The sequence below is a fragment of the Phytomonospora sp. NPDC050363 genome (assembly GCF_040655735.1).
Taxonomy (GTDB): Bacteria; Actinomycetota; Actinomycetes; order Mycobacteriales; family Micromonosporaceae; genus Phytomonospora.
In genome coordinates, this window is sequence record NZ_JBFAKK010000008.1 from 337,192 (window position 1) to 358,989 (window position 21,798).

The 21,798-nt window shown below is 72.5% G+C and carries 19 protein-coding genes; 13 read left to right on the forward strand and 6 right to left on the reverse strand.

Annotated elements, in window-relative coordinates; translation table 11 throughout:
* The first annotated feature begins 98 nt into the window (after nt 1–98).
* Complete coding sequence (locus AB0I28_RS23560) at nt 99–986, forward strand: DoxX family protein (RefSeq protein WP_357496596.1); 888 nt, start codon at nt 99–101, stop codon at nt 984–986.
* 14 nt (nt 987–1,000) lie between these two features.
* Here AB0I28_RS23560 and AB0I28_RS23565 read toward each other — a convergent pair whose 3' ends face one another.
* From AB0I28_RS23565 to AB0I28_RS23585, 5 genes are all read right to left on the reverse strand, one after another.
* The gene (locus AB0I28_RS23565) at nt 1,001–1,648 is read right to left on the reverse strand and encodes a maleylpyruvate isomerase family mycothiol-dependent enzyme (RefSeq protein WP_357496598.1); all 648 of its coding nucleotides are present in this window, start codon (nt 1,646–1,648) and stop codon (nt 1,001–1,003) included.
* 128 nt (nt 1,649–1,776) lie between these two features.
* A complete protein-coding gene (locus AB0I28_RS23570) occupies nt 1,777–2,568 on the reverse strand; it encodes an ABC transporter permease (RefSeq protein ID WP_357496600.1) in 792 nt (263 codons plus the stop codon).
* Nucleotides 2,565–3,521 (reverse strand): ATP-binding cassette domain-containing protein, encoded by a 957-nt coding sequence (locus AB0I28_RS23575; protein ID WP_357496602.1) that lies wholly within the window; start codon nt 3,519–3,521, stop codon nt 2,565–2,567. The genes AB0I28_RS23570 and AB0I28_RS23575 overlap by 4 nt, the downstream gene beginning before the upstream one ends.
* A 17-nt stretch (nt 3,522–3,538) precedes the next feature.
* A complete protein-coding gene (locus tag AB0I28_RS23580; protein WP_357496604.1) occupies nt 3,539–4,384 on the reverse strand; it encodes a DUF4097 family beta strand repeat-containing protein in 846 nt (281 codons plus the stop codon).
* 58 nt (nt 4,385–4,442) lie between these two features.
* Nucleotides 4,443–4,958 carry a hypothetical protein gene (locus AB0I28_RS23585; RefSeq protein ID WP_357496606.1) on the reverse strand — a complete coding sequence of 172 codons (516 nt, stop codon included), beginning with the start codon at nt 4,956–4,958 and terminating at the stop codon, nt 4,443–4,445.
* A 311-nt stretch (nt 4,959–5,269) separates the two neighbouring features.
* On the opposite strand from AB0I28_RS23585, the gene AB0I28_RS23590 reads away from it, so the two are divergent.
* The 12 genes from AB0I28_RS23590 (at nt 5,270) to AB0I28_RS23645 (ending at nt 21,114) form a co-directional block, all read left to right on the forward strand.
* A complete protein-coding gene (locus AB0I28_RS23590; protein ID WP_357496608.1) occupies nt 5,270–6,220 on the forward strand; it encodes a hypothetical protein in 951 nt (316 codons plus the stop codon).
* 32 nt (nt 6,221–6,252) lie between these two features.
* Nucleotides 6,253–7,860, forward strand: a complete 1,608-nt coding sequence (locus AB0I28_RS23595) for an FG-GAP-like repeat-containing protein (RefSeq protein ID WP_357496610.1) — start codon at nt 6,253–6,255, stop codon at nt 7,858–7,860.
* Between the two features lie 223 nt (nt 7,861–8,083).
* A complete protein-coding gene (locus AB0I28_RS23600; protein ID WP_357496612.1) occupies nt 8,084–9,226 on the forward strand; it encodes a LacI family DNA-binding transcriptional regulator in 1,143 nt (380 codons plus the stop codon).
* Nucleotides 9,223–10,152: an ABC transporter permease gene (locus AB0I28_RS23605; protein WP_357496613.1), complete on the forward strand. Its 930-nt coding sequence runs from the start codon at nt 9,223–9,225 to the stop codon at nt 10,150–10,152. The genes AB0I28_RS23600 and AB0I28_RS23605 overlap by 4 nt, the downstream gene beginning before the upstream one ends.
* A complete protein-coding gene (locus tag AB0I28_RS23610) occupies nt 10,149–11,039 on the forward strand; it encodes an ABC transporter permease (protein ID WP_357496615.1) in 891 nt (296 codons plus the stop codon). The genes AB0I28_RS23605 and AB0I28_RS23610 overlap by 4 nt, the downstream gene beginning before the upstream one ends.
* 14 nt (nt 11,040–11,053) lie before the next feature.
* A complete protein-coding gene (locus AB0I28_RS23615; RefSeq protein ID WP_357496617.1) occupies nt 11,054–12,559 on the forward strand; it encodes an ABC transporter substrate-binding protein in 1,506 nt (501 codons plus the stop codon).
* Nucleotides 12,556–13,533 carry an ABC transporter ATP-binding protein gene (locus AB0I28_RS23620; protein WP_357496619.1) on the forward strand — a complete coding sequence of 326 codons (978 nt, stop codon included), beginning with the start codon at nt 12,556–12,558 and terminating at the stop codon, nt 13,531–13,533. Before AB0I28_RS23615 ends, AB0I28_RS23620 begins: the two co-directional genes overlap by 4 nt.
* Entirely contained in the window at nt 13,530–14,336 is an 807-nt protein-coding gene (locus AB0I28_RS23625) for an ATP-binding cassette domain-containing protein (protein ID WP_357496621.1), read from the forward strand. Before AB0I28_RS23620 ends, AB0I28_RS23625 begins: the two co-directional genes overlap by 4 nt.
* A complete protein-coding gene (locus AB0I28_RS23630; RefSeq protein WP_357496623.1) occupies nt 14,336–16,501 on the forward strand; it encodes a trehalase family glycosidase in 2,166 nt (721 codons plus the stop codon). The genes AB0I28_RS23625 and AB0I28_RS23630 overlap by 1 nt, the downstream gene beginning before the upstream one ends.
* A 14-nt stretch (nt 16,502–16,515) precedes the next feature.
* Entirely contained in the window at nt 16,516–18,129 is a 1,614-nt protein-coding gene (locus AB0I28_RS23635) for an FAD-dependent oxidoreductase (protein ID WP_357496625.1), read from the forward strand.
* Entirely contained in the window at nt 18,129–19,058 is a 930-nt protein-coding gene (locus tag AB0I28_RS23640) for a dihydrodipicolinate synthase family protein (protein WP_357496627.1), read from the forward strand. Before AB0I28_RS23635 ends, AB0I28_RS23640 begins: the two co-directional genes overlap by 1 nt.
* On the forward strand, nt 19,033–21,114 hold the full coding sequence (locus AB0I28_RS23645) for an exo-alpha-sialidase (RefSeq protein WP_357496629.1): 2,082 nt from the start codon (nt 19,033–19,035) through the stop codon (nt 21,112–21,114). The genes AB0I28_RS23640 and AB0I28_RS23645 overlap by 26 nt, the downstream gene beginning before the upstream one ends.
* 47 nt (nt 21,115–21,161) lie before the next feature.
* Here AB0I28_RS23645 and AB0I28_RS23650 read toward each other — a convergent pair whose 3' ends face one another.
* Entirely contained in the window at nt 21,162–21,791 is a 630-nt protein-coding gene (locus AB0I28_RS23650) for a hypothetical protein (protein ID WP_357496631.1), read from the reverse strand.
* Nucleotides 21,792–21,798: the final 7 nt, after the last annotated feature.

A 21,798-nucleotide genomic window follows, 5' to 3' on the forward strand; every position in this document is an offset into this window, starting at 1 on the left:
CCCGCCGGGTTCCGTCAATGCAGTGACAGCCGATCGCGAAGCGCCCCGCCAGGCGCCTGACCGTCCCCGGGCGGCCGAGCAACAGGAGCAAGCTAACCATGAACGCACGCACGAGCAACCCCGGCGCCCTGCCGCGCCTTCGCGCCCTCGCCTACTGGATCCCCACGCTCATCATCGTCACGGAGTCCCTTGTGGGCGGTACCTGGGACATCCTGCGCACCGACTACGTCCGCGACGTCCTGGAGACCCAGCTCGGTCTGCCGACCTACGTCGCCGTCGTGCTCGGCGTCTGGAAGATTCCCGGCGCGGTCGTCCTGCTGCTGCCGCGCCTGCCCCGCCTCAAGGAATGGGCCTACGCGGGCATCTTCTTCGTCTACACCGGCGCCTTCGCGTCGCACCTGTTCATCGGCGACACCGCCGGAGCCTTCGGACCGCTGGGCTTCGCCGCGATCACGATGATCTCCTGGGCACTGCGACCGGCCTCCCGCCGCGACCCGGCGCCGTACTCGCCGCGCTTCGCCCGCTTCGTCCCGCCCGCCCCGCCCCGCGGCAAGGTGACCACGATCGCCTACTGGGCACTGGCCCTCACCGTCGCCGTGGTGCTGTTCAGCGGCGGCATCGCCGACGTCGCCCACGTCGACGACACCCTCGCGGGCATGGTCGCGCTGGGCTACCCGGCGTACTTCCTCTACATCATCGGCACCTGGAAACTCCTCGGCGCCGTCGCCATCCTCGCGCCGCGCTTCACCCGCCTCAAGGAGTGGGCCTTCGCGGGCGCGTTCTTCAACTTCTCCGGCGCGGTCATCTCACACCTGGCCTCGGGCTCGTCCGGCGACCACGTGGCGGTGACCTCGCTGTTCGCCCTCTGCACGCTGGGCGCGTGGGCCCTGCGGCCGGGCAGTCAGGTGCTCGGCGACCTCTACACGGGAGGAGACGCGAGCACCGAGCCCGCCGACAGGCGAGCGCTCGCGACCGTCGCGAGCTGAGCCCGCTGAACCCGTCAGCGCAGGCGCGACGCCAGCACGCCGACGCCCGGCCCGCTCAGGTCTTCCAGTGCCTGGGCGCGGCCGCTGATGGCCATGAGGATCGCCTCGCCCGGCCCGGCGACCTCGGGTCCGGTGCCGGTCACCATGCGCACGTCGGTGGCGTCGAAGCGCAGGCCGCGCATGTTCCGCGTCGCGCCCAGCGGCCCCATCGCCGTCCCGAGCTTCAGTGCCGCGCGCACCCGCTCGGTGGGGATCTCGCGCGGCTCGCCGAGGCCCCGGCGGATGTCCTGGTGGTGGATGAAGGTCTCGACGAAGGCGATGCGGCCCCCGAACGCGGCGGCCAGGCCCTGCGGCTCGATGCGCTCGCGGAAGAGTTCGAGCAGCAGCGGCGGCGAGTAGCCGCTGTACTCCTCGACCCCGGCGGCGTTGGCGCCGTCCAGGGTGAAGCGCCCGCGCGCGAAGCGGCGGATCATGCTCTCGGGGTCGAGTTCGTCGCGGCTGAGCATGTGCGCGACCACGTCCCGCACGCTCCATCCCGCGCACAGCGAGGGCTCGTCCCATCGCGGCGGGGTGAGCGTGGCCAGGAGGTCGGCGAGTTCGGTGCGCTCGGTGCGGGTGAACTCCATGAAGTCCGGTTCGGTTCGGGTGATCGCCTGGGTCATGGCTCTCCTGCTCGGGTCGCCGGCCGATGGCCGGTATTCCCATGCGTGATGCCCCCGCCGACGGCGGGGTAAACCGGGTCGGCGCGGAAAAGGCCCGCCCGCGGAGCGGACGGGCCTTTTCGCACGGTCTAGGTCCGGGCGGGCCGGTTGTACAGCTTCCTCGACCACAGGTAGCCGCCGAGGGCGATCACGGCACACCAGGCGAGGCCGACGATCACGTTGTTGCCGACCGGCGCCCCGGTCATCAGGGCGCGCAGCGCCTCGATCATGGGCGTGAAGGGCTGGTACTCGGCGAACCAGCGCAGGCCCGCGGGCATGGACTCGGTCGGCACGAAACCGCTGCTGAGGAAGGGGAGCAGGGTCAGCGGCATGGGGAGGTTGCTGGCGGTCTCGACCGAGCTGCTGGCCAGGCCGAGCGCGACCGACAGCCACACCAGGGCGAAGGAGATCGCCAGGAGGAAGCCGGCCGTGGCCAGCCACCCGCCGAGCCCCGCGTCGGGCCGAAAGCCCACGGCGATGGCGACGCCGACGACGATGGTCACGCCGATCATGATCTGGATGATGCTGCCGATGACGTGGCCGGTGAGCACCGAGACGCGGGCGATGGCCATGGTGCGGAAGCGGGCGACGATGCCCTCGGTCATGTCCATCGCGACCGAGATCGCGGTGCCCTGGACGGCGGCGGTGACCGTCATGAGGATGATCCCCGGGGCCAGGTAGTTGACGTAGGCCTCGCGACCGCCTGTCGGGGCGCCGAGTCCGTCGCCGAGCGTGCCGCCGAAGACGTAGACGAACAGCAGCAGGAAGATGATCGGCATCCCGACCAGCAGCAGCGTCAGGGAGGGGTAGCGCAGCATGCGCTTGAGGTTGCGGCGAAGCATCGTCGCCGAGTCGGTCAGCGCGTAGGTGGCGGTGCTCATCGGGTGGCCTGCTTTCCGGGTCGGCCCTGGCCGGTAAGGGTGAGGAAGACGTCGTCGAGGTCGGGGGTGTGCACGGTCAGCTCGGCGACCTCCACCGACTCGAGGTCGAGGCGGTCGAGCAGTGCCCGCAGCGCGCGGCCGCTGCCTTCGCCCGGCACGCGCAGGGCGAGCGCCTCGCCGTCGGGTACCGCGCCGGGGAGGGCGCGGGTGGCGGCTTCCAGTTCGCGGGCGGTGGCGAAGCGCAGGCGGAGGTGCCCGCCGGGGACGCGGCGCTTGAGCTCGTCGGGGGTGCCTTCGGCGATGAGGCGGCCGTGGTCGAGGACCGCGACGCGGTCGGCGAGCTCGTCGGCCTCTTCGAGGTACTGGGTGGTGAGCAGGACGGTGACGCCGTCGGCGACGAGGTCGCGGACGATCTGCCACATGTCGCGGCGGCTGCGGGGGTCGAGGCCGGTGGTCGGCTCGTCGAGGAAGATCACCGAGGGGTCGCCCATGAGGGTCATGGCGAGGTCGAGCCGGCGGCGCATGCCGCCGGAGTAGGTCGCGACCGGTTTGCCGGCGGCCTCGACGAGGTCGAAGCGTTCCAGCAGGCCGGCCGCGCGCTCCCGGCTCCGGGTGCGGCCCAGGTGGTGCAGGTCGCCCATGAGCTTGAGGTTCTCCATGCCGGTGAACAGGTTGTCGACGGCCGAGAACTGCCCGGTGACGCCGATCGAGGCGCGGACGGCGTCGGGGTCGGCGGCGAGGTCGTGGCCGTTGATGCGGGCGTCGCCGGCGTCGGGGGCCAGCAGCGTCGACAGGATGTTGACGGTGGTGGTCTTGCCGGCGCCGTTGGGGCCGAGCAGTGCGAACACCGTGCCGCGGGCGACGGTCAGGTCGACGCCGTCGAGCACGACCTTGTCGCCGAAGGACTTGCGCAGCCCGGTGACCGCGATCGCGGGTGGGAGCGTGGAGGTCATGAGGGGTTTCCTTCTACTCAGGCGCGGTTGACGGTGATGTCGCCGTAGCCGCTGTGGGCGCGGATGTCGACGGTCTTCGCGGAGGGTCCGGGCTGCCCGGGGAGGCCGTCGAGGTGCTTGTTGACGCGGCCGAAGCCGGTGCTGGCGTCGAGGAGGGCGGCGACGCCTTCGGCGACCGCGATCTCGATCTCGCCCATGCCGGTCTTGAGATTGAAGAGGCCGGACGTGGCCGCGCCGACCCGGATGGCGCCGTTGGAGGACTTGGCCTCGACGCCCGCGCCGGGCCGTTCGACGAAGACCGAGCCGTTGCCGGTGCGGGTCCGCGTCTCGCCGGTGACCGAGCCGAGCTCGATGTCGCCGTTGGAGCTCTTGACGACGGCGTCGCCGTTGACCTGGTCGATGTTGACCCGCCCCGAGCCGGTGGACACGTCGACGTCGCCGGTGGCGGCGACCGTGACGCGCCCGGCGCCGGTGTCGACGTGCAGCGGACCGGTCCGGTCGAGCCAGACGTCGCCGGCGCCGGTCTTGACGCGGGTCTCGCCGAGCACGCCGGTGCCGCGCAGGCCGCCGGCCTGGGAGTCGGCACGCAGCCGTGAACCGGCGGGGACCTCGACGGTTACCTCGACCGAGCGGGTCTTGCGGGAGGGGTCGAAGAACTTGGCGCGGGGCGAGTCGATCCGCAGTGTCCCGTTGCTGAAATCGACGACGGTCCGCTCGGCGGCCTTGCGGTCCGACTCGTTGTTGGGGTCGGTGGGGCGCACGTCGACGACGGTCTCGGTGCGGTCGCCGGCGGTGATGTGGACGTTGCCGACGCCCAGTTCGATCGAGACGTTGATGGGGGCGGGAGTGGCGAAAGAAGGCATGGCGATTCTCCAGAGAAGTTCGGGTGAGTGTTCTTGCCGGTGAAAGTGGGTGTGCGGTTCAGCCGATCCAGCCGCGGTACCGGTCGGATCCGACGATGCCCTGCACCGGCGGTGGCTGGTGCCGGTCGGGGCGCCGAAGCGCGGCCGAGGAGACGCGGACGAGCCAGGCGTTGACCGACCGGCCCTCCTGCGCGGCGTCGGCCTCGATGGCGACCTTGAGCTGCTCGGGCAGCCGGAAGTTGATGCGGGCGGTGGGGCCTTCGTGCGTGCCCGACAGGTCCTCCTCGCTCGCGGGAGCGTGGCCGGCCGACTCGGCGGGTGCGGGCGCGGGCGCCGCCTGGTTCACCACGAAGCTGGGCTCGCGGCCGCGAAGCCGCAACTCGACCGAACCGGGTGCGAGCTCGCGGCTAATCTCGTCGGTGGCGTCCGACAGCGCTTCGAGCAGCGTCAGGCGGATCGCCGGCTCCAGGGATCCGGCCAGGCGCTCGAACAGCACCCGAGCCTCGTCGCCTCCCGTCTCGGCGAGGGCCGCGAACTCCCGGCCCAGCCGCTGTACGTACGAATTCACATCCATGACGTCATCATGGCACCGTGCTGGCGCATCGTCAAGGGTTATGGCGCCATTTTCGGTGTTGGATGGCGCCAGCTTGGCTCAATCGTTGGCTCAGATGGCCTCTGAGCTGGGAATACGAGTGGCGCCACTATTTCGCGCAGGGGACGGATTCCGGCGACCGCGCCCGTGGTGACCGCGCCGACCTTGCGCCCCGCTCGAAGGTGGGCTGAACGCCGGGCAGATCGCCGATATGGACGAGCGGGCGATGGTCGCCGGCGGAACGGAACGTGAACAATCTCTGTGGCCCAAAGACAAGTACACAGGAGATCTCAGTGCCCGAAGAGAAGCAGGACAAGCCCACCGTCGACCGTCGTCGCATGCTGCGCCGTGCCGGAGCCGTGGTGGCGGGTGTGGCCGGTGCGACCGTCGCCGCCGCGCCGGCCCACGCGGCTGAAGGCGACGCCGTCGTCCAGGGCGCCGCCAACGACGCGGGCAAGACCGTCACGTCGCTGACCACGGCCAAGGCCGACGGTGCCGCCCTGACCTTGCAGAACACCGGCCTCAACGGCGCCGGCGGCGGGGCGTCGCTCGCGCTCGCGCCCAGTGAGGCGCTCGCCCTGTCGGAGAGCACGCCCGCCGGCAGCGTGATGCTGGCCGCCAACGGCATGACGATGATCGCCCCGCCCGACGGCAACGGCGGCGCCCTCCACAACCAGTACCTCTACGACTCGCTCAACTCGACCTTCACCGTGCCCGTCAACGTCTTCCGCGCGGCCGACAGCCGTCACGAGAAGAACAACCGCCGGCGTCTGTTCGGCGCCTCCTCCAGTTCCTTCGACTCGGACGGGCGGCTGCGGGCGGGCAAGACCGTCCACCTCGACATCAGCGACCTGGTGTCGTTCTCGCTGGGCGCGTTCGTCAACGTGGTCACCTTCGGGCAGCTCGCCGGGGGCTTCATCACCGTCTGGCCCTACGGCACGCCCCGGCCCGGACCCGCCACCGTCCAGTACTACAAGGGCGTCAGCATCCGCAACACCGGCCTGACCCCGGTCGGCTACGACGACGTCCGCACCGACGCGCTGAGCATCTTCGTCACGGCGACCACCCACTTCACCCTCGACATCCTCGGCGTGGTCATCAGCCACTGGGCCTCGCTGAGCGGGTCGCCGTTGTCGACCGCCTCCCCGATGACCGCCGCGAAGAACGGCGGCGAGGCGCTGGCCGCGCGCCGGCAGGCGGCCTTCGGCGAGAAGATCGCCGCGTGGACCGGGCACAACGGCTGAGCCGCCCACTTTCCCCAGCCCGAGGAGAAATCATGCCCATCCGCATGCGCTGGTGCGCCGCGATCACCTGCGCCGCAGCGCTTGTCAGTGCCCTGCCCACGACGGCCGCAGCGGCGGCCCCAGCCGCTGACGACACCGTGACCGTCGAGAGGGTCGCCACCCCCGGCACGGTCGCGCCGAAGCTCCGCGCCGACGCGGTGTCGTCGCGCCTCGACCTCGACCGCGACGGCAAGGACGAGATGGTCGTCGGCGTCTGGCGCGAGAACGGCGGCTACAGCGTCGCCGTGACCTATTCCGGTCTGCCGCAACGCGACTACATCACCGCGCCGATCGGTTCGCCCACCCGGCCGAACTTCGGCGACGCCCTGACCTCCGGAGACTTCAACGGCGACGGCTACGCCGACCTCGCGGTCGCCAACCCCGGCGAGCGTGACGCGGCCGGAGTCGCCTTCGGCGGCGCGGTCTGGATCTTCCACGGCGGCCCGGGCGGTCTCGACATCAAGGCGCCGCAGCACTTCAACCAGGACACCGAAGGCGTCCCGGGGACCATGACCGGGCACGACATGTTCGGCGACGACCTCGCCGCCGGCGACCTCAACGGCGACGGCTGGGACGATCTGGCCGTCGGCGCTCCGGGAGAGAAGGTCGACGGATTCGGATACGCCGGTTCGGTCACCGTGCTCTATGGGAGTCCGTCGGGTCTGGCCGCGGACGGCGCGCAACTGTTCACCCAGGCCACCGAGGGCGTGCCCAGCGCGCCCGAGGCGAGCGACGCCTTCGGGCGTGCCGTCGCCGTGGGAGACATGACCGGTGACGGCTACGACGACCTCGCCATCAGCTCCCCGTCGGAAGGCGAGTGGAGCGAACCGCGCGAGTTCGGCCTCATCATGCTGCTGAAAGGCGGCCCGAGCGGTGTCACCGCCAGTGGCGTGACGTCCTTCTTCGGCATCAGCCTCAACGTGGGCGCCATGGGCGACAGCATGTCGATCGCCGACATCGACGGCGACGGGGACGGGGACCTGGTCGCCGGCGCTCCGCGCAGTTGGATCGGACACATCGTCTACGTCCCCGGCGTGCCGGCGGGACTCGACGTGGCCCATGCCAGGGTGATCGACACGCAGACTCCCGGCGTTCCCGGCGAAGTGGCCGACGGGGAGGGTGAGGACTCGATCTCCCAGGGCTTCGGGCACTCCATCTCCACCGGTGACGTGACCGGTGACGGACGCGCCGACGTCCTCGTCGGCGCCATCGGATACGACGTTCAGGGTGTGCTCGACGCCGGGGCGGTGTTCCTGATCCCCGGAACCGCCGAGGGACTGACGGGTGCGGGCTCGGTCATGATCAGCCAGCCCGCGACCGCCGCTGCGTCGAACAGTCCGCTGAAGCTCCTCGGCGTCGCCCAGCGCGGCGACTACTTCGGCGTATCGACGACGATCCTCAACCTCGACGGCGCGGGTTCGCTGGACATGCTGGCCGGCAGTACCGAGCGGTCCGTCGACGGCCTGGTCGTCGAACTGGATCCCGCCTACGTGGTCGTGCGTCCGAGGGGCACCAAACTCGTCGGCCTGACGCCGGTCCGCGCGTGGACCGGCCGCGACATCGGCGCCTACTCGGCCGGGCACACCCTCCTGCACCGCTGAGCGCCTGACCGCCGCCCGCCCCCACCGCGCCGACGGTGGGGGCGGGTTTTCGCCGTGCGCGGACGGGCGCGCCCCCCGCCTCCTGCGGTCACGCCCTGGTCAAATCGATCCGCCCGCTCTCTTGACGGCCATGATCTCCCGGCCTACGATCACCGATACGTATTACCAACTGATACGTATAACCAACCTCTACGTATCACCGTCGAAACGAAACGAGGTCCGCGTGCCCGCCGATCCGGCCACGAACCCCGCCCCCGCCGAAGACGGCGCGGACGCGGCGACCTCCGCCGTCCCGCCGCAGCCGGCCCGGCGAGGGAAGCGCCCCCGGCGGCAGCCGACGCAGATCGACCTCGCCCGCCACGCGGGCGTCTCGCAGGCCACGGTCTCGCAGGTCGTCAACGAGACCCCCGAGCGCCCGGCGCGGCTGACGCCGGAGACCCGGCAGCGCGTCCTCGACGCCATCGAGGACCTCGGCTACCGCGCCAACCCCGCCGCGCGCAGCCTCAAGGGCAAGCAGAACCGCCTCCTCGGCCTGCACACCTTCGAGGCCGTCTTCCCCGTCGACCAGCGCGACTTCTACTTCCCCTTCCTCCTCGGCGTCGAGGAGGAGGTCGCCCGCCAGGGCTACGACCTGATCCTGTTCGCCTCGGCGGTCGCGGGGGCGCGGCGGCCGATATTCGTCGACGGCGTCAACCGCCTCCGCCTCGCCGACGGCGCGGTCCTGCTGGGCCGCCACATGCGGCGCGACGACCTCGCCGAACTCGTCAAGGAGGACTACCCCTTCGTCTTCATCGGCCGCCGCGAACTCGGCGCCACACCCCTGTCGTACGTCGGCGCCGACTACATCACCGCGACCCGCGACCTCGTCGGCCGCTTCGCCGAACTCGGCCACCGCCGCATCGCCTTCCTGCGTCAGCCCGGCCGCAGCGAGCCGACCGTCGACCGCGAGCGCGGCTACCGCGAGGGCCTGGCCGCCGCGGATGCCGGCGAGCCGATCGAGCACGAGGGCGCCTTCACCGCCGTCGAGCTGCGGTCGCTGCTCGACGCCGGTGTGACGGCGATCCTGGCCGAGCCGACCGAGGACGACCGGATCGCCGCCGACGTCGAGGCCGCCGCCGCCGAACTGGGCGTCTCGATCCCCGAGGACCTGTCGGTCGGCCTGCTCGGCGACCCGACCTGGTCGCAGAGCGCCAACGACTGGACCCGCTTCGCCGTCCCGCGCCCGGAGATGGGCCGACGGGCCGTGCGGCTGCTCATCGAGCTGCTGGAGACCGGCCACGACACCGCCCGCCAGGACCTCGTCGCCTGCGACTACATCGCCGGCGAGACCCTGTCGCGGCCCCGCCGGGAAGGCGGACGCCCATGACCGGCCTGGTGATCCGGCGGCTGGCCGTCGGCGTGTTCGTCCTGTGGGGCGCGGTGACGCTCATGTTCGCGCTGCTGCGCCTGGCGCCCGGCGACCCCGCGACGCTCATGCTCGGCCCCGACGCCACCGGCGCCGAGGTCGACGCGCTGCGCACCGAACTCGGCCTCGACGAGGGCCTCCTCAGCCAGTACCTGACCTACCTGGGCCACCTCGCGCGCCTCGACTTCGGCGACTCCTACCGCTTCGGCCTGCCCGCGATGGAGGTCGTCCTCGACCGCCTCCAGGCCACCGTCGAGCTGACCGTCACCGCGACCGTCATCGCCGCCGTCGCCGGCCTGACCCTCGGCATGCTCGCCGGGTACCGGCCCAACGGCCGCCTCGACCGGGTCGTGTCCGGCGTGACGATCCTGCTCCAGGGCATGCCCACGTTCTGGGTGGGAATCATGCTCGTCCTGCTGCTCTCGGCGACCGTCCACCTGCTGCCCAGCTCCGGCGTCGGCACCCCGCAGCACATGATCATGCCCGCGGTGACCCTCTCGCTGCCGTTCACCGCGATCGTCGCCCGCATCGCCCGCACCAGCGTCGTCGACGCGATGCAGGAGCCCTACGTCCAGACCGCCTACTCCAAGGGGCTCAGCCGCTTCCAGGTGCTCACCGGGCACGTCCTGCGCAACTCGCTGACGCCCGTCGTGACGATCATCGGCCTCCAGATGGGCGCGCTGCTGGGCGGCGCGGTCATCGTCGAGAACGTCTTCGCCTGGCCCGGCCTCGGCTCGCTCATCGTCGAGTCGGTCGCCAACCGCGACTACGCCGTCGTGCAGGCCGCGGTGCTGCTCATCGCCGCCGTGGTCGTCGTGCTGAACCTCCTCGCGGACCTGTCCTACTCCCTGCTCGACCCGCGCATCCGCACCGGAGGCCCCCGATGACCGTGGCCGAAGAGCTCGCCGTGACGGCGCCGCGCGTGCGCCGCCCCCGCCTCCTGCGCTGGATCCCCATGGGGGTCATCGCCCTCTACGTCCTCGTCGCCGTGTTCGGGCCGGTCTTCGTCGACTACGACCCGGTCGCCACGCCCCTGGCCGACCGCCTCCTGCCGCCCGGTTCGGCGACGTCGAGCGGCACGGCCCTGCTGGGCACCGACGCCCTCGGCCGCGACGTGTTCGCGCAGGTCGTCTACGGCGCCCGCACCTCCATCACCATCGCCGTGCTCACCGTCTCGGTCGCCGCGCTGGTCGGGCTGACCGTCGGCATCGTCGCCGGATACACCGGCGGCCTCGTCGACGCCTTCCTCAGCCGCTCCGTCGACGTCCTGCTCGCCTTCCCCGGCATCGTCTTGGCCATCGTCGTCGCCGGCCTGTTCGACCGCAGCCTCGCCGTGGTCGTCCTCGCCCTGGCGCTGACCGGCTGGATCGCCTTCGCGCGGCTGACCCGCGGCTCGGCGCTGTCGCTGCGCGAACGCGACTGGGTCGCCGCCGCCCGCGTCATGGGCGTGTCCTGGCGGCGGATCATGACCCGCCACATCCTGCCCTTCGTGGCCGGGCCGGTCGTGGCCCTGGCGACCATCGAGTTCGGCCTCGTCGTCTTGTCGGAGGCGGGCCTGAGCTTCCTCGGCATCGGCCTGCCCCCCTCGACGGTGTCGTGGGGCAAGACCATCGCCGGGGGCCGCGACTACCTCGCCACCGCCTGGTGGATCTCCACGTTCCCCGGGATCGCGCTGGCGCTCCTCGTGGTGAGCGTCGGGCTCCTCGGCGACCAGTTCAACGCCCTGTTCCGCGGCCGCGGCCGCGCGGGCGCAGCCAACACCCGCCGCGGCTGAACAAGGAGACCGACATGCCGCACCGCCGAACGACAAGACACCGCCTCGCCGCGGTCGCCGCCGTCCTCCCCATCGCCGGGCTCGCCGTCGGCTGCTCGACGACCTCGGGCGGCGACGGGGACTCCTCGGCCTTCACCGTCGCCAGTCCCTACGCCGTGCAGAGCCTCGACCCCTACGGCTCGGCCGGGGCCGCCATCGGCACCCAGCTCGCCGACCAGGCGATCTTCAACCGCCTGGTCAAGGCCGACGCGAACGGGCAGCTCGGACCCGACCTCGCCGAGAGCTGGACGCCCGACGCCGACGCCACCACCTGGACCTTCACCCTGCGCCAGGGCGTGAAGTTCTCCGACGGCTCGGCCTTCGACGCCGCCGACGTGGTCAGCTCCTTCGAGCGCTTCACCGGCGGCAAGAACCCCAACGCCGGCAGCTTCACCGGCATCACCGCCACGGCCGCCGCCGACGGAACGGTCGCCTTCGACGCCCCCGCGCCCGACCCGGCGCTGCCCGGCAAGCTCACCCTCTTCTTCGTCACCGCCTCGGAGACGCCCGCGGAGTTCCCCGCCAAGCCGGTCGGCACCGGACCCTTCACGGTCGCGAACTTCACGCCCGGCGAGGTGCTGGAGATGACGCCGAACGCGTCCCACTTCGACGGCGCCCCGAAGCTGGAGCGCCTGGTGTTCCGGCAGATCCCGGAGATCTCCTCGCGGATGACCGCGCTGGCCAACAACGAGATCCAGGCGACCTGGGGCGTCCCCGACGACCAGGTGGCCGGGCTGTCGGGCAACGCCGACGTGCACGTGGAGACCGTCGCGTCGACCTCGGTCTACACGATGTGGTTCAACTCCGGCCGCGAGTCGCTGGCCGACGCGGCAGTCCGCAAGGCGCTGTGGCAGGCCGTCGACTTCGGCACCATCATCTCCTCGCTCTACCCGCAGACCGGCCAGCTGTCCGACTCGGTGCTCGCGCCGGCCGTCTTCGGGCACGCCCCGCAGCCGCCCGTCGCCTACGACCCCGACGCGGCCAAGAAGGCCCTGGAAGAGGCCGGTTTCGACTTCTCCAAGCCGCTGGAGATCCAGTTCAGCGGCGCCGAGTACCGCCAGTTCGTGGAGGCCGTCGCGGCCGACCTCAACAAGGTCGGCGTCAAGGCCGAACCGGCCGAGAAGGAGTCGGCGGTCTTCCTCGAAGACCTGCTCGGCATGAAGTGGGACATCAACTTCCAGTCGCTGTCGACGCCCAGCTTCGACGCCGCGACCAACCTCGGCCGGCTCTACCCCTGCTCGGCCAAGCGGACCGGCTACTGCAACCCCGAGCTCGACGAGCTGCTCACCAAGGCCGGATCGACCGCCGACACGGCCGAGCGCGAGACCCTCTACGCGCAGGCGTCGCAGATCATCTGGGACGACGCGGTCGGCATGTACCCGATGCAGGTCAAGATCGCCTACGCCTGGCGGTCGAACGTCCAGGGACTGGCGGCCAGCCCGACCTACCTCCCCGACTTCTCCAAGGTGACCTTGTCATGACCGCTTCCGGACCGCTGATCGAGGCACGGGACCTCAGCGTCCACCTGCCCGGTGCCACCGCGATGACCCCGGTCATCGACAAGGTGAGCTTCACCGTCGCCGAAGGCCGCACCACCGGCCTCATCGGCGAGTCCGGCAGCGGCAAGACCATGATCGCCTCCGCCGTCATCGGCCTCCTCCCGGAGACCGCGACCACCTCCGGTGAGCTGCGGCTGCGGGAGGAGGAGCTGCTGACGGCGGGCGAGAAGAGGCGGCGCAAGCTGCGCGGCCACGAGATCGCGATGGTGTTCCAGGACCCCCTGTCCGCGCTCAACCCGACCCAGCGCGTCGGCCGCCAGGTCGGCGAGATCCTGCGCCGCGACGGCGTGGCGCGCGGTGAGGTCGACAAGGCCGTCGTCGGCCTGCTCGACCAGGCCGGGATCCCCGACCCGAAGCGCCGCATGCGCGCCTACCCCCACCAGTTCTCCGGCGGCATGCGGCAGCGGGCGATGATCGCCCTCGCCCTGGCCGGCAACCCCTCCCTGGTCCTCGCCGACGAGCCGACGACCGCCCTCGACGTCACCGTCCAGGCCCGGATCCTGCGGCTGCTGTCGGCCATCCAGGCCGAGCGCGGCATGTCGATGCTGCTGGTCAGCCACGACCTGCGGGTCATGTCGCACGTCTCGCACGACCTGGTCGTCCTCTACGCCGGCCGGGTCTGCGAACGCGGCCCGACCAAGCGCGTCCTGGGCCGCCCGCGCCACCCGTACACCAAGGCGCTGCTGGCCAGCGTGCCCGCCGTGCACACCGCGTCGGTCCCCGCCGACCCCTTGCCCGGCGCCCCGGCCAACCCGATGGCGCGGCCGGCCGGGTGCGCGTTCCACCCGCGCTGCCCCCTGGCCCGCGAGCGCTGCCGCGTCGAGGTCCCGCTCGCCCGCGAGATCGAACCCGGGCGCTTCAGCGCCTGCCACTTCGCCGAGGAGGTCACGCCGTGAGCGAGACGCCACTGGTCGGACTCGACGGGCTGACCGTCCGCTTCGGCCGCCCCCGGCGGCCCTGGCGCCCCAACGGTTCGGTGACGACGGCCGTCGACGGCGTGGACCTGCGCGTCGAGCGGGGCGAGACCCTCGCGCTGGTCGGCGAGTCCGGTTCGGGCAAGACGACCCTCGCGCGCTGCGTCGCCGGGCTCATCGGCGACTACTCCGGGACCTTCCGCTTCGACGGCGAGCCCGTCGGCGCGCGCTCGCGCCGCCGTCCGGAGTTGCGCCGCTCGATCCAGATGGTCTTCCAGGACCCGCGCTCCTCGCTCAACCCGCGCATGACCGTCGGCCGGATCGTCGCCGAGGGCTGGGAGGCGCACCCCTCGGCCGCGCCTGCCGACGAGAAGGCCGCGCTGGCCGAACTCCTCGACCAGGTCGGCCTCGACGAGACCCTCGCCGGGCGGCGTCCCGGGGAGCTGTCGGGCGGGCAGTGCCAGCGGGTCAGCATCGCCCGCGCGCTGGCGCTGCGGCCCCGCCTGCTGGTCTGCGACGAGGCGGTCTCGGCGCTCGACGTCTCGGTGCAGGCCCAGATCCTGCGGCTGCTGATCGACCTGCGCGGCGCCTACGACCTGACGATCCTGTTCATCACCCACGACCTGGGCGTGGTCCGGCAGATCGCCGACCGGGTCGCGGTCATGCGGCGCGGCGAGATCGTGGAGACCGGCGCGACCGCCGCGCTCTACGCCGAACCGGCCCACCCGTACACCCGGGAGCTGCTCGACGCGGCCCTCGACATCGAGAGCGAGGCCGCGAACTGATGCCGTCCACCCCGCCGCCCACCGGCTGGAACACCTGGGACGTCCGCTTCCACACGGGCTGGCTGCACCTGCCCTCGGGGCTGCGGGCGCGCCTGGCGCTGCGCTCGGCGTCGGGAGAGCTGTTCGACGGGTTCACCTGGCGGCACGGGTTCGGGCGCCTTGGGCACCACACCGTCGACGGGTCCTACGCGGCCCTGCGCGCCGAGGCCTTCGACTCCACCGTGGACTTCGAGGCGGCCGGCGGCGAGCGGCTCGGGCTGCGGGCCCGGGTCGAGGGCGGGGCCGGGGTGACCGTGCTGGTCGACCGCAAGCCCGGCTACGGCGAGGGCGCGCCGGTGTTCACCGGCGGCGGCGAGGCGTGGACCGTCGAGGCCGGCGGCCGGACTTGGGCGCTGAGCGCGGCGGGCGCCTCGGAGTCAACTGTGGACGGTGACGTCCTGCGGCTCGACTTCGGCGCCGAAGCCCTGGTGGGATTGTCGGCCGAGCCGTCCACCGGCGCCGAGATCTCCGCCCGCGTCGACGCCGCCCGCGAGTCGGCCGACGCCGCCCGCCCCCGCAGCGGCGGCTGGCTCGGCGACGCAGCCGACGCCATGACCCGCGCGCTGACCTGGAACACGATCCACGCGCCCGACACCGGCAAGGTCCTCACCCCCACCTCCCGCGACTTCGTCTCCCGCGAACGCGACGGCTTCTACGGCTCCTGGGCGCTGCACACCTGGGACACCTTCTTCACCGGCCTGGTCGCCTCCTGGCTCGACCCCGCCTACGGCGCCGGGGTCTTCGCCCAGATCGCCGACCACGTCTGCGACGGCGGCATGCTCCCCAACCGCGTCAGCGACGACGGAGGGACCACCCGCGACCGCTCGCAACCCCCCGTCGGCGCCTACACCGTCCTCAAAGCACACCTCGGCGGCGGCCTGTCGGAGGAAACCCGCGACCGCACCGCCCTGGAGCGCATGTACCCCGTCCTGCGCGACTGGCACGCCTGGTGGACCACCGCCCGCGTCGGCCCGCACGGCCTGCTCACCTGGGGCTCCGACCCCGTCCCCGGCGATCCCGACTCGGCGACCGTCGACCGCGCCCGCCGCGAGTCGGGCCTGGACGACTCGCCCATGTACGACCACGCCACCCTCGACCCGGCCACCCACACCATGGACCTCGCCGACGTCGGCCTCAACGCCCTCCACATCGCCGACGCCCGCGCCCTGGCCGAGATCGCCGCCATCCTCGGCCACCACGACGAGGCCGAGACCCTCACGAAAGCCGCCGCGACCGCCACCACCGCACTCGACGCCCTCCTCTGGGACGCCGAGCACGCCCAGTACCGCAACCGCCTCGCCGACGGCCGCTTCTCCCCGCACCTGTCCCCGACGATGCTCTACCCCCTCCTCGCCGGCGCCCCCGACGCCGAGACCGCCGCCGCACTCGCCGAGGACCTGCTGGCCCCCGACCGCCTCGGGGGCGACCCGCCCCTGCCGTCCACCTCGCGCGACGACCCCGGCTTCAGCGCCCGCTACTGGCGCGGCCGGGTGTGGGCGCCGATGGTGTTCCTCGCCGTCGAAGGACTGCGGCGCTACGACCTCACCGCCCACTCGCGGTCCATCGTGGACTCCCTGCTCGCGCTCTTCCTGCGCGAGTGGGCCGAACACGGCCACGTCCGCGAGAACTACCCCGTCGTGCCCGGCGAGGACGTGCGGCCGCTGGCCGCGCGCTCCGACGGCCTCATGGGCTGGGGCGGACTGCTCGGCTACCTGGCCGTCCAGGAACTCGCCGACCCCCGTGAGGACGGCTGGCGCTTCGCGCACCCCGGACGACCCGCCTCGGTGACGGCCACCGGCCTCGCCGAAGGCCCCGTCACGGTCGAGGCGCAGGAGCCGGCCCTGCGGGTGCGGCTCGGCGATCGCGTGCTGCTGGAGATCCCGGCCGACGCGATCGTCACCGGATACACGCGCGAGCGCGGCGAGGTCCGCGGCGTGCTGACCGGATCCGGCGGGACGGCCTTGGTCGCCGTCCCCGACGCGGCGGGCCACGACGACGTGGAGCTGCGCATCGGTGGAGCGCGAACGCGCGTCCGCCCCGACGCCCGCGGACTGGTCGCAGTGACCGTCGCGGGCACCGGCCCCGTGGAGTTCGGCGTGAGCGCGCCGGAGCGGGGCGAGAAATGAAACGAGGTAACGGAGTGGCAGGCATCAAGGCCGGGGAGTTCGACGTCGTCGTCGCGGGCGGCGGACTCGGCGGGGTCGCCGCCGCGCTGGCGGCACTGCGGCGAGGAGCGCGCGTCCTCGTCACCGAGGAGACCGACTGGCTCGGCGGGCAGCTCACCGCCCAGGGCGTCCCGCCCGACGAGCACGCCTGGATCGAGCGCTTCGGCGCCACCCGCTCCTACCGCGCGCTGCGCGACGGGATCCGCGACCACTACCGGCGCTGGTACCCCCTCACCGACGCCGCCCGGCGCGCGCCGGACCTCAACCCGGGCCTCGGCCGCGTCAGCCGCCTGTGCCACGAACCGCGTGTCGCCGCCGACGTCCTCGCCGGCTTCCTCGCGCCGCACATCGCCTCGGGCCGCCTGACCGTCTGGTACCGGCACCGCCCGGTCGCCACCGAGGTCGACGGCGACCGGATCAGCTCGGTGGCCTTCGAGGGCCCCGACGGGACCATCCGCGTCGTGTCGGCGCCCTACGTCCTCGACGCCACCGAACTCGGCGACCTGCTGCCGCTGGCCGGCGTCGAGCACGTCACCGGCTTCGAGTCGGGCGCCGAGACCGGCGAGCCCAGCGCCCCCGCCGAGGCCCAGCCGTCGAACATGCAGGCCGTCAGCTGGGTCTTCGCCGTCGAGCACCGTGACGGCGAGGACCACACGATCGACAAGCCCGAGCGCTACGCCTTCTGGCGCGAATACCGCCCCGACTACTGGCCCGGCCCGCTCCTCGGCCTCACCGCGCCAGACCCCCGCACCCTCGAACCCGTCACGCGCTCCTTCGTCCCCCACGCCGCCACCGGCCCCGTCGTCGCCGACCAGAGCCTCGACCCCGGCGACAAGGACCTGTGGCTCTTCCGCCGCGTCCTCGCCCGCGAGAACTTCACCCCCGGCTTCCTCGACAGCGACGTCACCATCGTCAACTGGCCGATGATCGACTACCTGGAGGGCCCGATCATCGGCGTCTCCGAGGAGGAGAAGAAGCGCCACCTCGACGGCGCCCGGGAACTCGCGATGAGCATGATGTACTGGCTCCAGACCGAGGCCCCCCGCCCCGACGGCGGCACCGGCTGGCCCGGCCTGCGCCTGCGCGGCGACATCTTCGGCACCGACGACGGCCTGGCCAAGGCGCCCTACATCCGCGAGTCGCGCCGCATCAAGGCCCGCCGGACCGTCCTCGAACAGGACCTGTCCCTCGCCGTTCGCGGCGAGCACGGCGCGCTGGCCTACCCCGACAGCGTCGGCGTGGGCATGTACCGCATCGACCTGCACCCCTCGACCGGTGGCGACAACTACATCGACGTGGCCTCCTGCCCGTTCCAGATCCCGCTGGGCGCGCTGCTCCCGCAGCGCGTGGAGAACGTCCTGGCCGCCGGGAAGAACATCGGCACCACGCACATCACCAACGGCTGCTACCGCCTCCACCCCGTCGAGTGGAACATCGGCGAGGCGGCCGGCGCGCTGGCCGCGCACTGCGTCGCCAACGGGCGCACCCCGGCCCAGGTCCACGAGGACCCGGCGCTGCTGGCGGAGTTCCAGCGCGAACTCGCCGCCGACGGCGTCGAACTGGCCTGGCCCGTGGTGCGGGGCTACTGATGGGCCTCCTCGACGGCTTGACCGTCCCGATGGTGACGCCGATGTCGGCGCCCGGCGAGCCCTCGGCGGAGGCGGCCGAGCCGCTCCTGCGTGCGCTGGCCGCCGCCGGGGTGACCCGGCTGATGCTGCTGGGCAGCAACGGCGAGGGCCCGCTCATCCGCGCCGACCGCACCGGCGCGTTCGTGCGCGGTGTGACCCGGCGGTGGCGTGCGCTGGTCGCCGGCGGTCAGATCATGGCCAACGTGACCGCGCCCGGGACCGCCGAGGCGCTGTGGCGCGCGGAGGAGGCCGGCGAGGTCGACGCCTACGTGCTCAGCCCGCCGACCTACTTCTCCCACCGCGAGGACGAGGTCGTCGGGCACTACCGGGCGCTGGCCGCGCTCGGCGTGCCGGTGATCGCCTACAACGCCCCGAAGTACGCGACGCCGCTCACGCCGTCGTCGGCCGAGGCCGTCGCCGACGTGCCCGGGGTCGCCGGCGTCAAGGACTCCTCGGGCGATCCGGCGCTGCTGGCGCACCTGGTGGCGCTGTCGCGGACCCGGCCCGGTTTCGAGGTCAGCCAGGGTGCGGAGGGCGCGCTGGCCGAGGGTCTGCGGGCCGGCGCGCACGGGATCGTCCCGGGCACCGCCAATCTCGCGCCGGGGCTCGCGCTCGACATGCTCGCCGCCCACCGTCTCGGAGACGGCGCCGCCCTCGACCGGCTTCAGGGGCTCACCGACCGGCTCACCCGCATCCACGCGGTGCGGCCGGGCGTGCCGTCGGTCAAGGCGATCCTCGCCGCCCGCGGACTGTGCCCCGTCCACGCCGCCCCACCTCTCGTGCCCTGCACCGGCGCGCAGACCCGCGAACTCAACGGCGTCATCGAACCCCTCGGCGACGCGATCCTTCCCAAGGAGGACGCAGATGATAGACCCGAAGCTGCCACGTAGGACCCTGCTCGGCGCCGCCGTGGCGGCCACCGCCACCGTTGCCCTCGCGCGGCCCGCGCAGGCGTCCGCAGCGGGCCGCGCCCGTCCGTTCTTCGACGAGAAGACCCTGTGGGACGCCGAAGTGGACCCGCTGGTCAACTACCACGTGCACGGCTTGTGCGTGCTGGCCGACGACACGATCCTCGTGGCGACCGAGGGCCGCCACGAGGTGTGCGACGCCGGCCCGCGCGACCTGGTCCTGCGCCGCAGCCCCGACGGCGGCGAGACCTGGCTGCCGACGCAGACGATCGTGGAGTCGGTCGACGGGCAGTCGTGGGGCAACCCCGCGTTCGTCGTCGACGCCGTGACCGGCGAGGTCTTCTTGTTCTACATGCTCTCCGTGCAGCTGCCGGAGAACACCACCTGCTCGGGCGACTCCGGTGACCTCTTCGTAGTCTCCAGCACCGACGCCGGCGCCACCTGGGGCGAACCGCGCTCGCTGGCCGGCATGTTCGACCACTTCGGGTACGAGTGGGCGCTGCACAACCCCGGTCCCGGGCACGGCCTCCAGCTCGACTCCGGCCGCCTGCTCCTCAACGTGTCTCACCGGCGGATCATCGTCGGCACGCCGGTCGACGAGCGCTACTACGGGCTGGCGTCGATCTACTCCGACGACCACGGCGCGACCTGGCACACCACCGCCGAGGTGCCGGTGTCGGTGGACTACCCGGCCAACGAGGCGCGGATGTTCCGTCGCGCCGACGGGACGATCGCGGTCAACGCCCGCGCCGCCTCCGGCGGCAACCGCCAGCGCATCGTCGCCGTCAGCGGCGACGACGGGCTGACCTGGTCGGCGCCGGTCCTCGACGGTGCCACCGGTGTCTTCAACGCCGTCGACGCCGGACTGCTGCGCTACAGCGGTGTCGGCGACGGCGAACCCGACCGGGTGCTGTTCAGCAGGCCGGACGCGCCGATGCGGTGGAACATGACCGTCTCGGTGAGCTACGACGGCGGGCACTCCTTCCGCTACCGCCGTGTGGTCAACGAGAACCGTTCGTACTACTCGGATCTGGCGCGGCTGTCGGACGGCACGGTGGTGCTCGTCTACGGCTGCGAGGGCGACATCCCGTCCTTCCCGCGCAAGGTGAACGTGGCCCGCTTCAACCTGGAGTGGCTCACCGCGGGACGCGACGGCTCGCGGCACGGCCCGCGGCTGTCGGAGCGCGTGTACCCGCTGGCGGAGCTGTCGAAGGCCGCGACCGTCGTCGGCGGCACACTGGAGACCGTCGAGGAGGCCACCGCCCGAGGCAGGTCGCGGCTCGTGCTGCGGCCGTCGGCGGCGGAGGCCTATGTGGACATTCCGTTCACGGTCCACTCGCGCACCCGCGCCGAGGCGATCCTGCGCTACTTCCGGCCCGTCGACGGAGGAGTGCTCACCGCGACGATCGACGGTCGCCGCCTCCACAACACCACCGCCGACACCACCGCCGAGAGTTCGGGCGGCTACGACCTGCTGCACCTCGGCGAGACCGACCTGCGTCCCGGCCGCCACGTGCTGCGGCTGGCGCTGACCGGCCCCGGCCGCGGCGGCGGGACGGTCATCTCGGCCGACACCCTCAGCCTCGTCACCGCGCCCCACCCCGCCGACCTGCGCGAGGAGGCCACTGTGGACAACTCCGAGCAGGGATTCCAGGTCCTGTCGGGAACCTGGGCCACCGCCACCGGGACCCCCGGCTACTACGGCGGCAACTACCGCTCGGCAGCGGCCGGGACCGGTGCCTCGGTCGTCCGCTTCCGCCCCAGCCTCCCCGCCGACGGGGAGTACGAGGTGCGCGTTTCCTATACGGCGCACGCCAACCGCGCCACCAACGCCCCCTACACGGTGCACCACGCCAACGGCTCCCACCTGATCCTCGTCGACCAGACCGAACAGGGCGAGGCCGACGTCCGCACCGGCCAGTGGACCTCCCTGGGCGTGTTCACCTTCAAGGCCGGCGTCGACTCCGTCGTCGAGCTGTCCGACCTCGCCAACGGCGTCGTCATCGCCGACGCCGTCCGCTTCCTGCGGGTGGCCTAGAGACCGGCCCGGACCGCCGTTCCCCCGCGGTGGTTCGGGCCTTCCGCTCAGGGCGGGATGGGCAGCCAGTTCGTGAAGAAGGAGCCGCTCGGGTAGACGTAGAAGGACTCGCGCTCCTCGATCGTCACCGGGGTCGCCGACAGGTCGGGAAGCAGGCCGCACTCAAGGGTCCCGGTGGCCAGCTCGAAGAGGAAGCGATCGAAGCCGCCGCCGTAGAGCCACCACTCCCGACAGTCGGTGGCGACGACCCGCCAGTCGCCGGCCGCCGACGCGGGTGGGAGCAGGTAGACCTTCTGGTTGTCGTCGCCCAGCCCGATCCGCAGCAGGCCGCCCTCCGCCGGGTACACGCCGATCTCATCGGCCCGGTAGCGAAAGTCGCCGCCCGTCACGTCGTACAGGCGCGCCGACGACCGGAGGGTCAGCACGTGGGCGAGCGCTTTGTCGCCGAGCCGTGCGGACAGCCCGTCGAGGCCCAGCAGCTCCACGAAGTCGCGGACGTTGTCGATCTGCAGGTATTCGCCGATGCGCAGGCTCCGGTACCGGTCGGCCCACGCCTTGTACTCGTCGGGCAGCGTAACGCCCAGCGCCCCCTCGATCTCGTCCCAGCTCACGCCGGCCACCGGCAGGCTCGGCTCACCGAGCATCGCCGCGAAACCGTACGGGTCCTCGGTCGCCACGGGCGCT

Excerpts from the sequence above, each read along its gene's own strand:
- AB0I28_RS23560 (WP_357496596.1), top strand. The coding sequence starts at position 99 with ATGAACGCACGCACGAGCAACCCCGGCGCCCTGCCGCGCCTTCGCGCC.
- AB0I28_RS23565 (WP_357496598.1), bottom strand. The coding sequence starts at position 1,648 with ATGACCCAGGCGATCACCCGAACCGAACCGGACTTCATGGAGTTCACC.
- AB0I28_RS23570 (WP_357496600.1), bottom strand. The coding sequence starts at position 2,568 with ATGAGCACCGCCACCTACGCGCTGACCGACTCGGCGACGATGCTTCGC.
- AB0I28_RS23575 (WP_357496602.1), bottom strand. The coding sequence starts at position 3,521 with ATGACCTCCACGCTCCCACCCGCGATCGCGGTCACCGGGCTGCGCAAG.
- AB0I28_RS23580 (WP_357496604.1), bottom strand. The coding sequence starts at position 4,384 with ATGCCTTCTTTCGCCACTCCCGCCCCCATCAACGTCTCGATCGAACTG.
- AB0I28_RS23585 (WP_357496606.1), bottom strand. The coding sequence starts at position 4,958 with ATGGATGTGAATTCGTACGTACAGCGGCTGGGCCGGGAGTTCGCGGCC.
- AB0I28_RS23595 (WP_357496610.1), top strand. The coding sequence starts at position 6,253 with ATGCCCATCCGCATGCGCTGGTGCGCCGCGATCACCTGCGCCGCAGCG.
- AB0I28_RS23605 (WP_357496613.1), top strand. The coding sequence starts at position 9,223 with ATGACCGGCCTGGTGATCCGGCGGCTGGCCGTCGGCGTGTTCGTCCTG.
- AB0I28_RS23610 (WP_357496615.1), top strand. The coding sequence starts at position 10,149 with ATGACCGTGGCCGAAGAGCTCGCCGTGACGGCGCCGCGCGTGCGCCGC.
- AB0I28_RS23615 (WP_357496617.1), top strand. The coding sequence starts at position 11,054 with ATGCCGCACCGCCGAACGACAAGACACCGCCTCGCCGCGGTCGCCGCC.
- AB0I28_RS23620 (WP_357496619.1), top strand. The coding sequence starts at position 12,556 with ATGACCGCTTCCGGACCGCTGATCGAGGCACGGGACCTCAGCGTCCAC.
- AB0I28_RS23630 (WP_357496623.1), top strand. The coding sequence starts at position 14,336 with ATGCCGTCCACCCCGCCGCCCACCGGCTGGAACACCTGGGACGTCCGC.
- AB0I28_RS23640 (WP_357496627.1), top strand. The coding sequence starts at position 18,129 with ATGGGCCTCCTCGACGGCTTGACCGTCCCGATGGTGACGCCGATGTCG.
- AB0I28_RS23645 (WP_357496629.1), top strand. The coding sequence starts at position 19,033 with ATGATAGACCCGAAGCTGCCACGTAGGACCCTGCTCGGCGCCGCCGTG.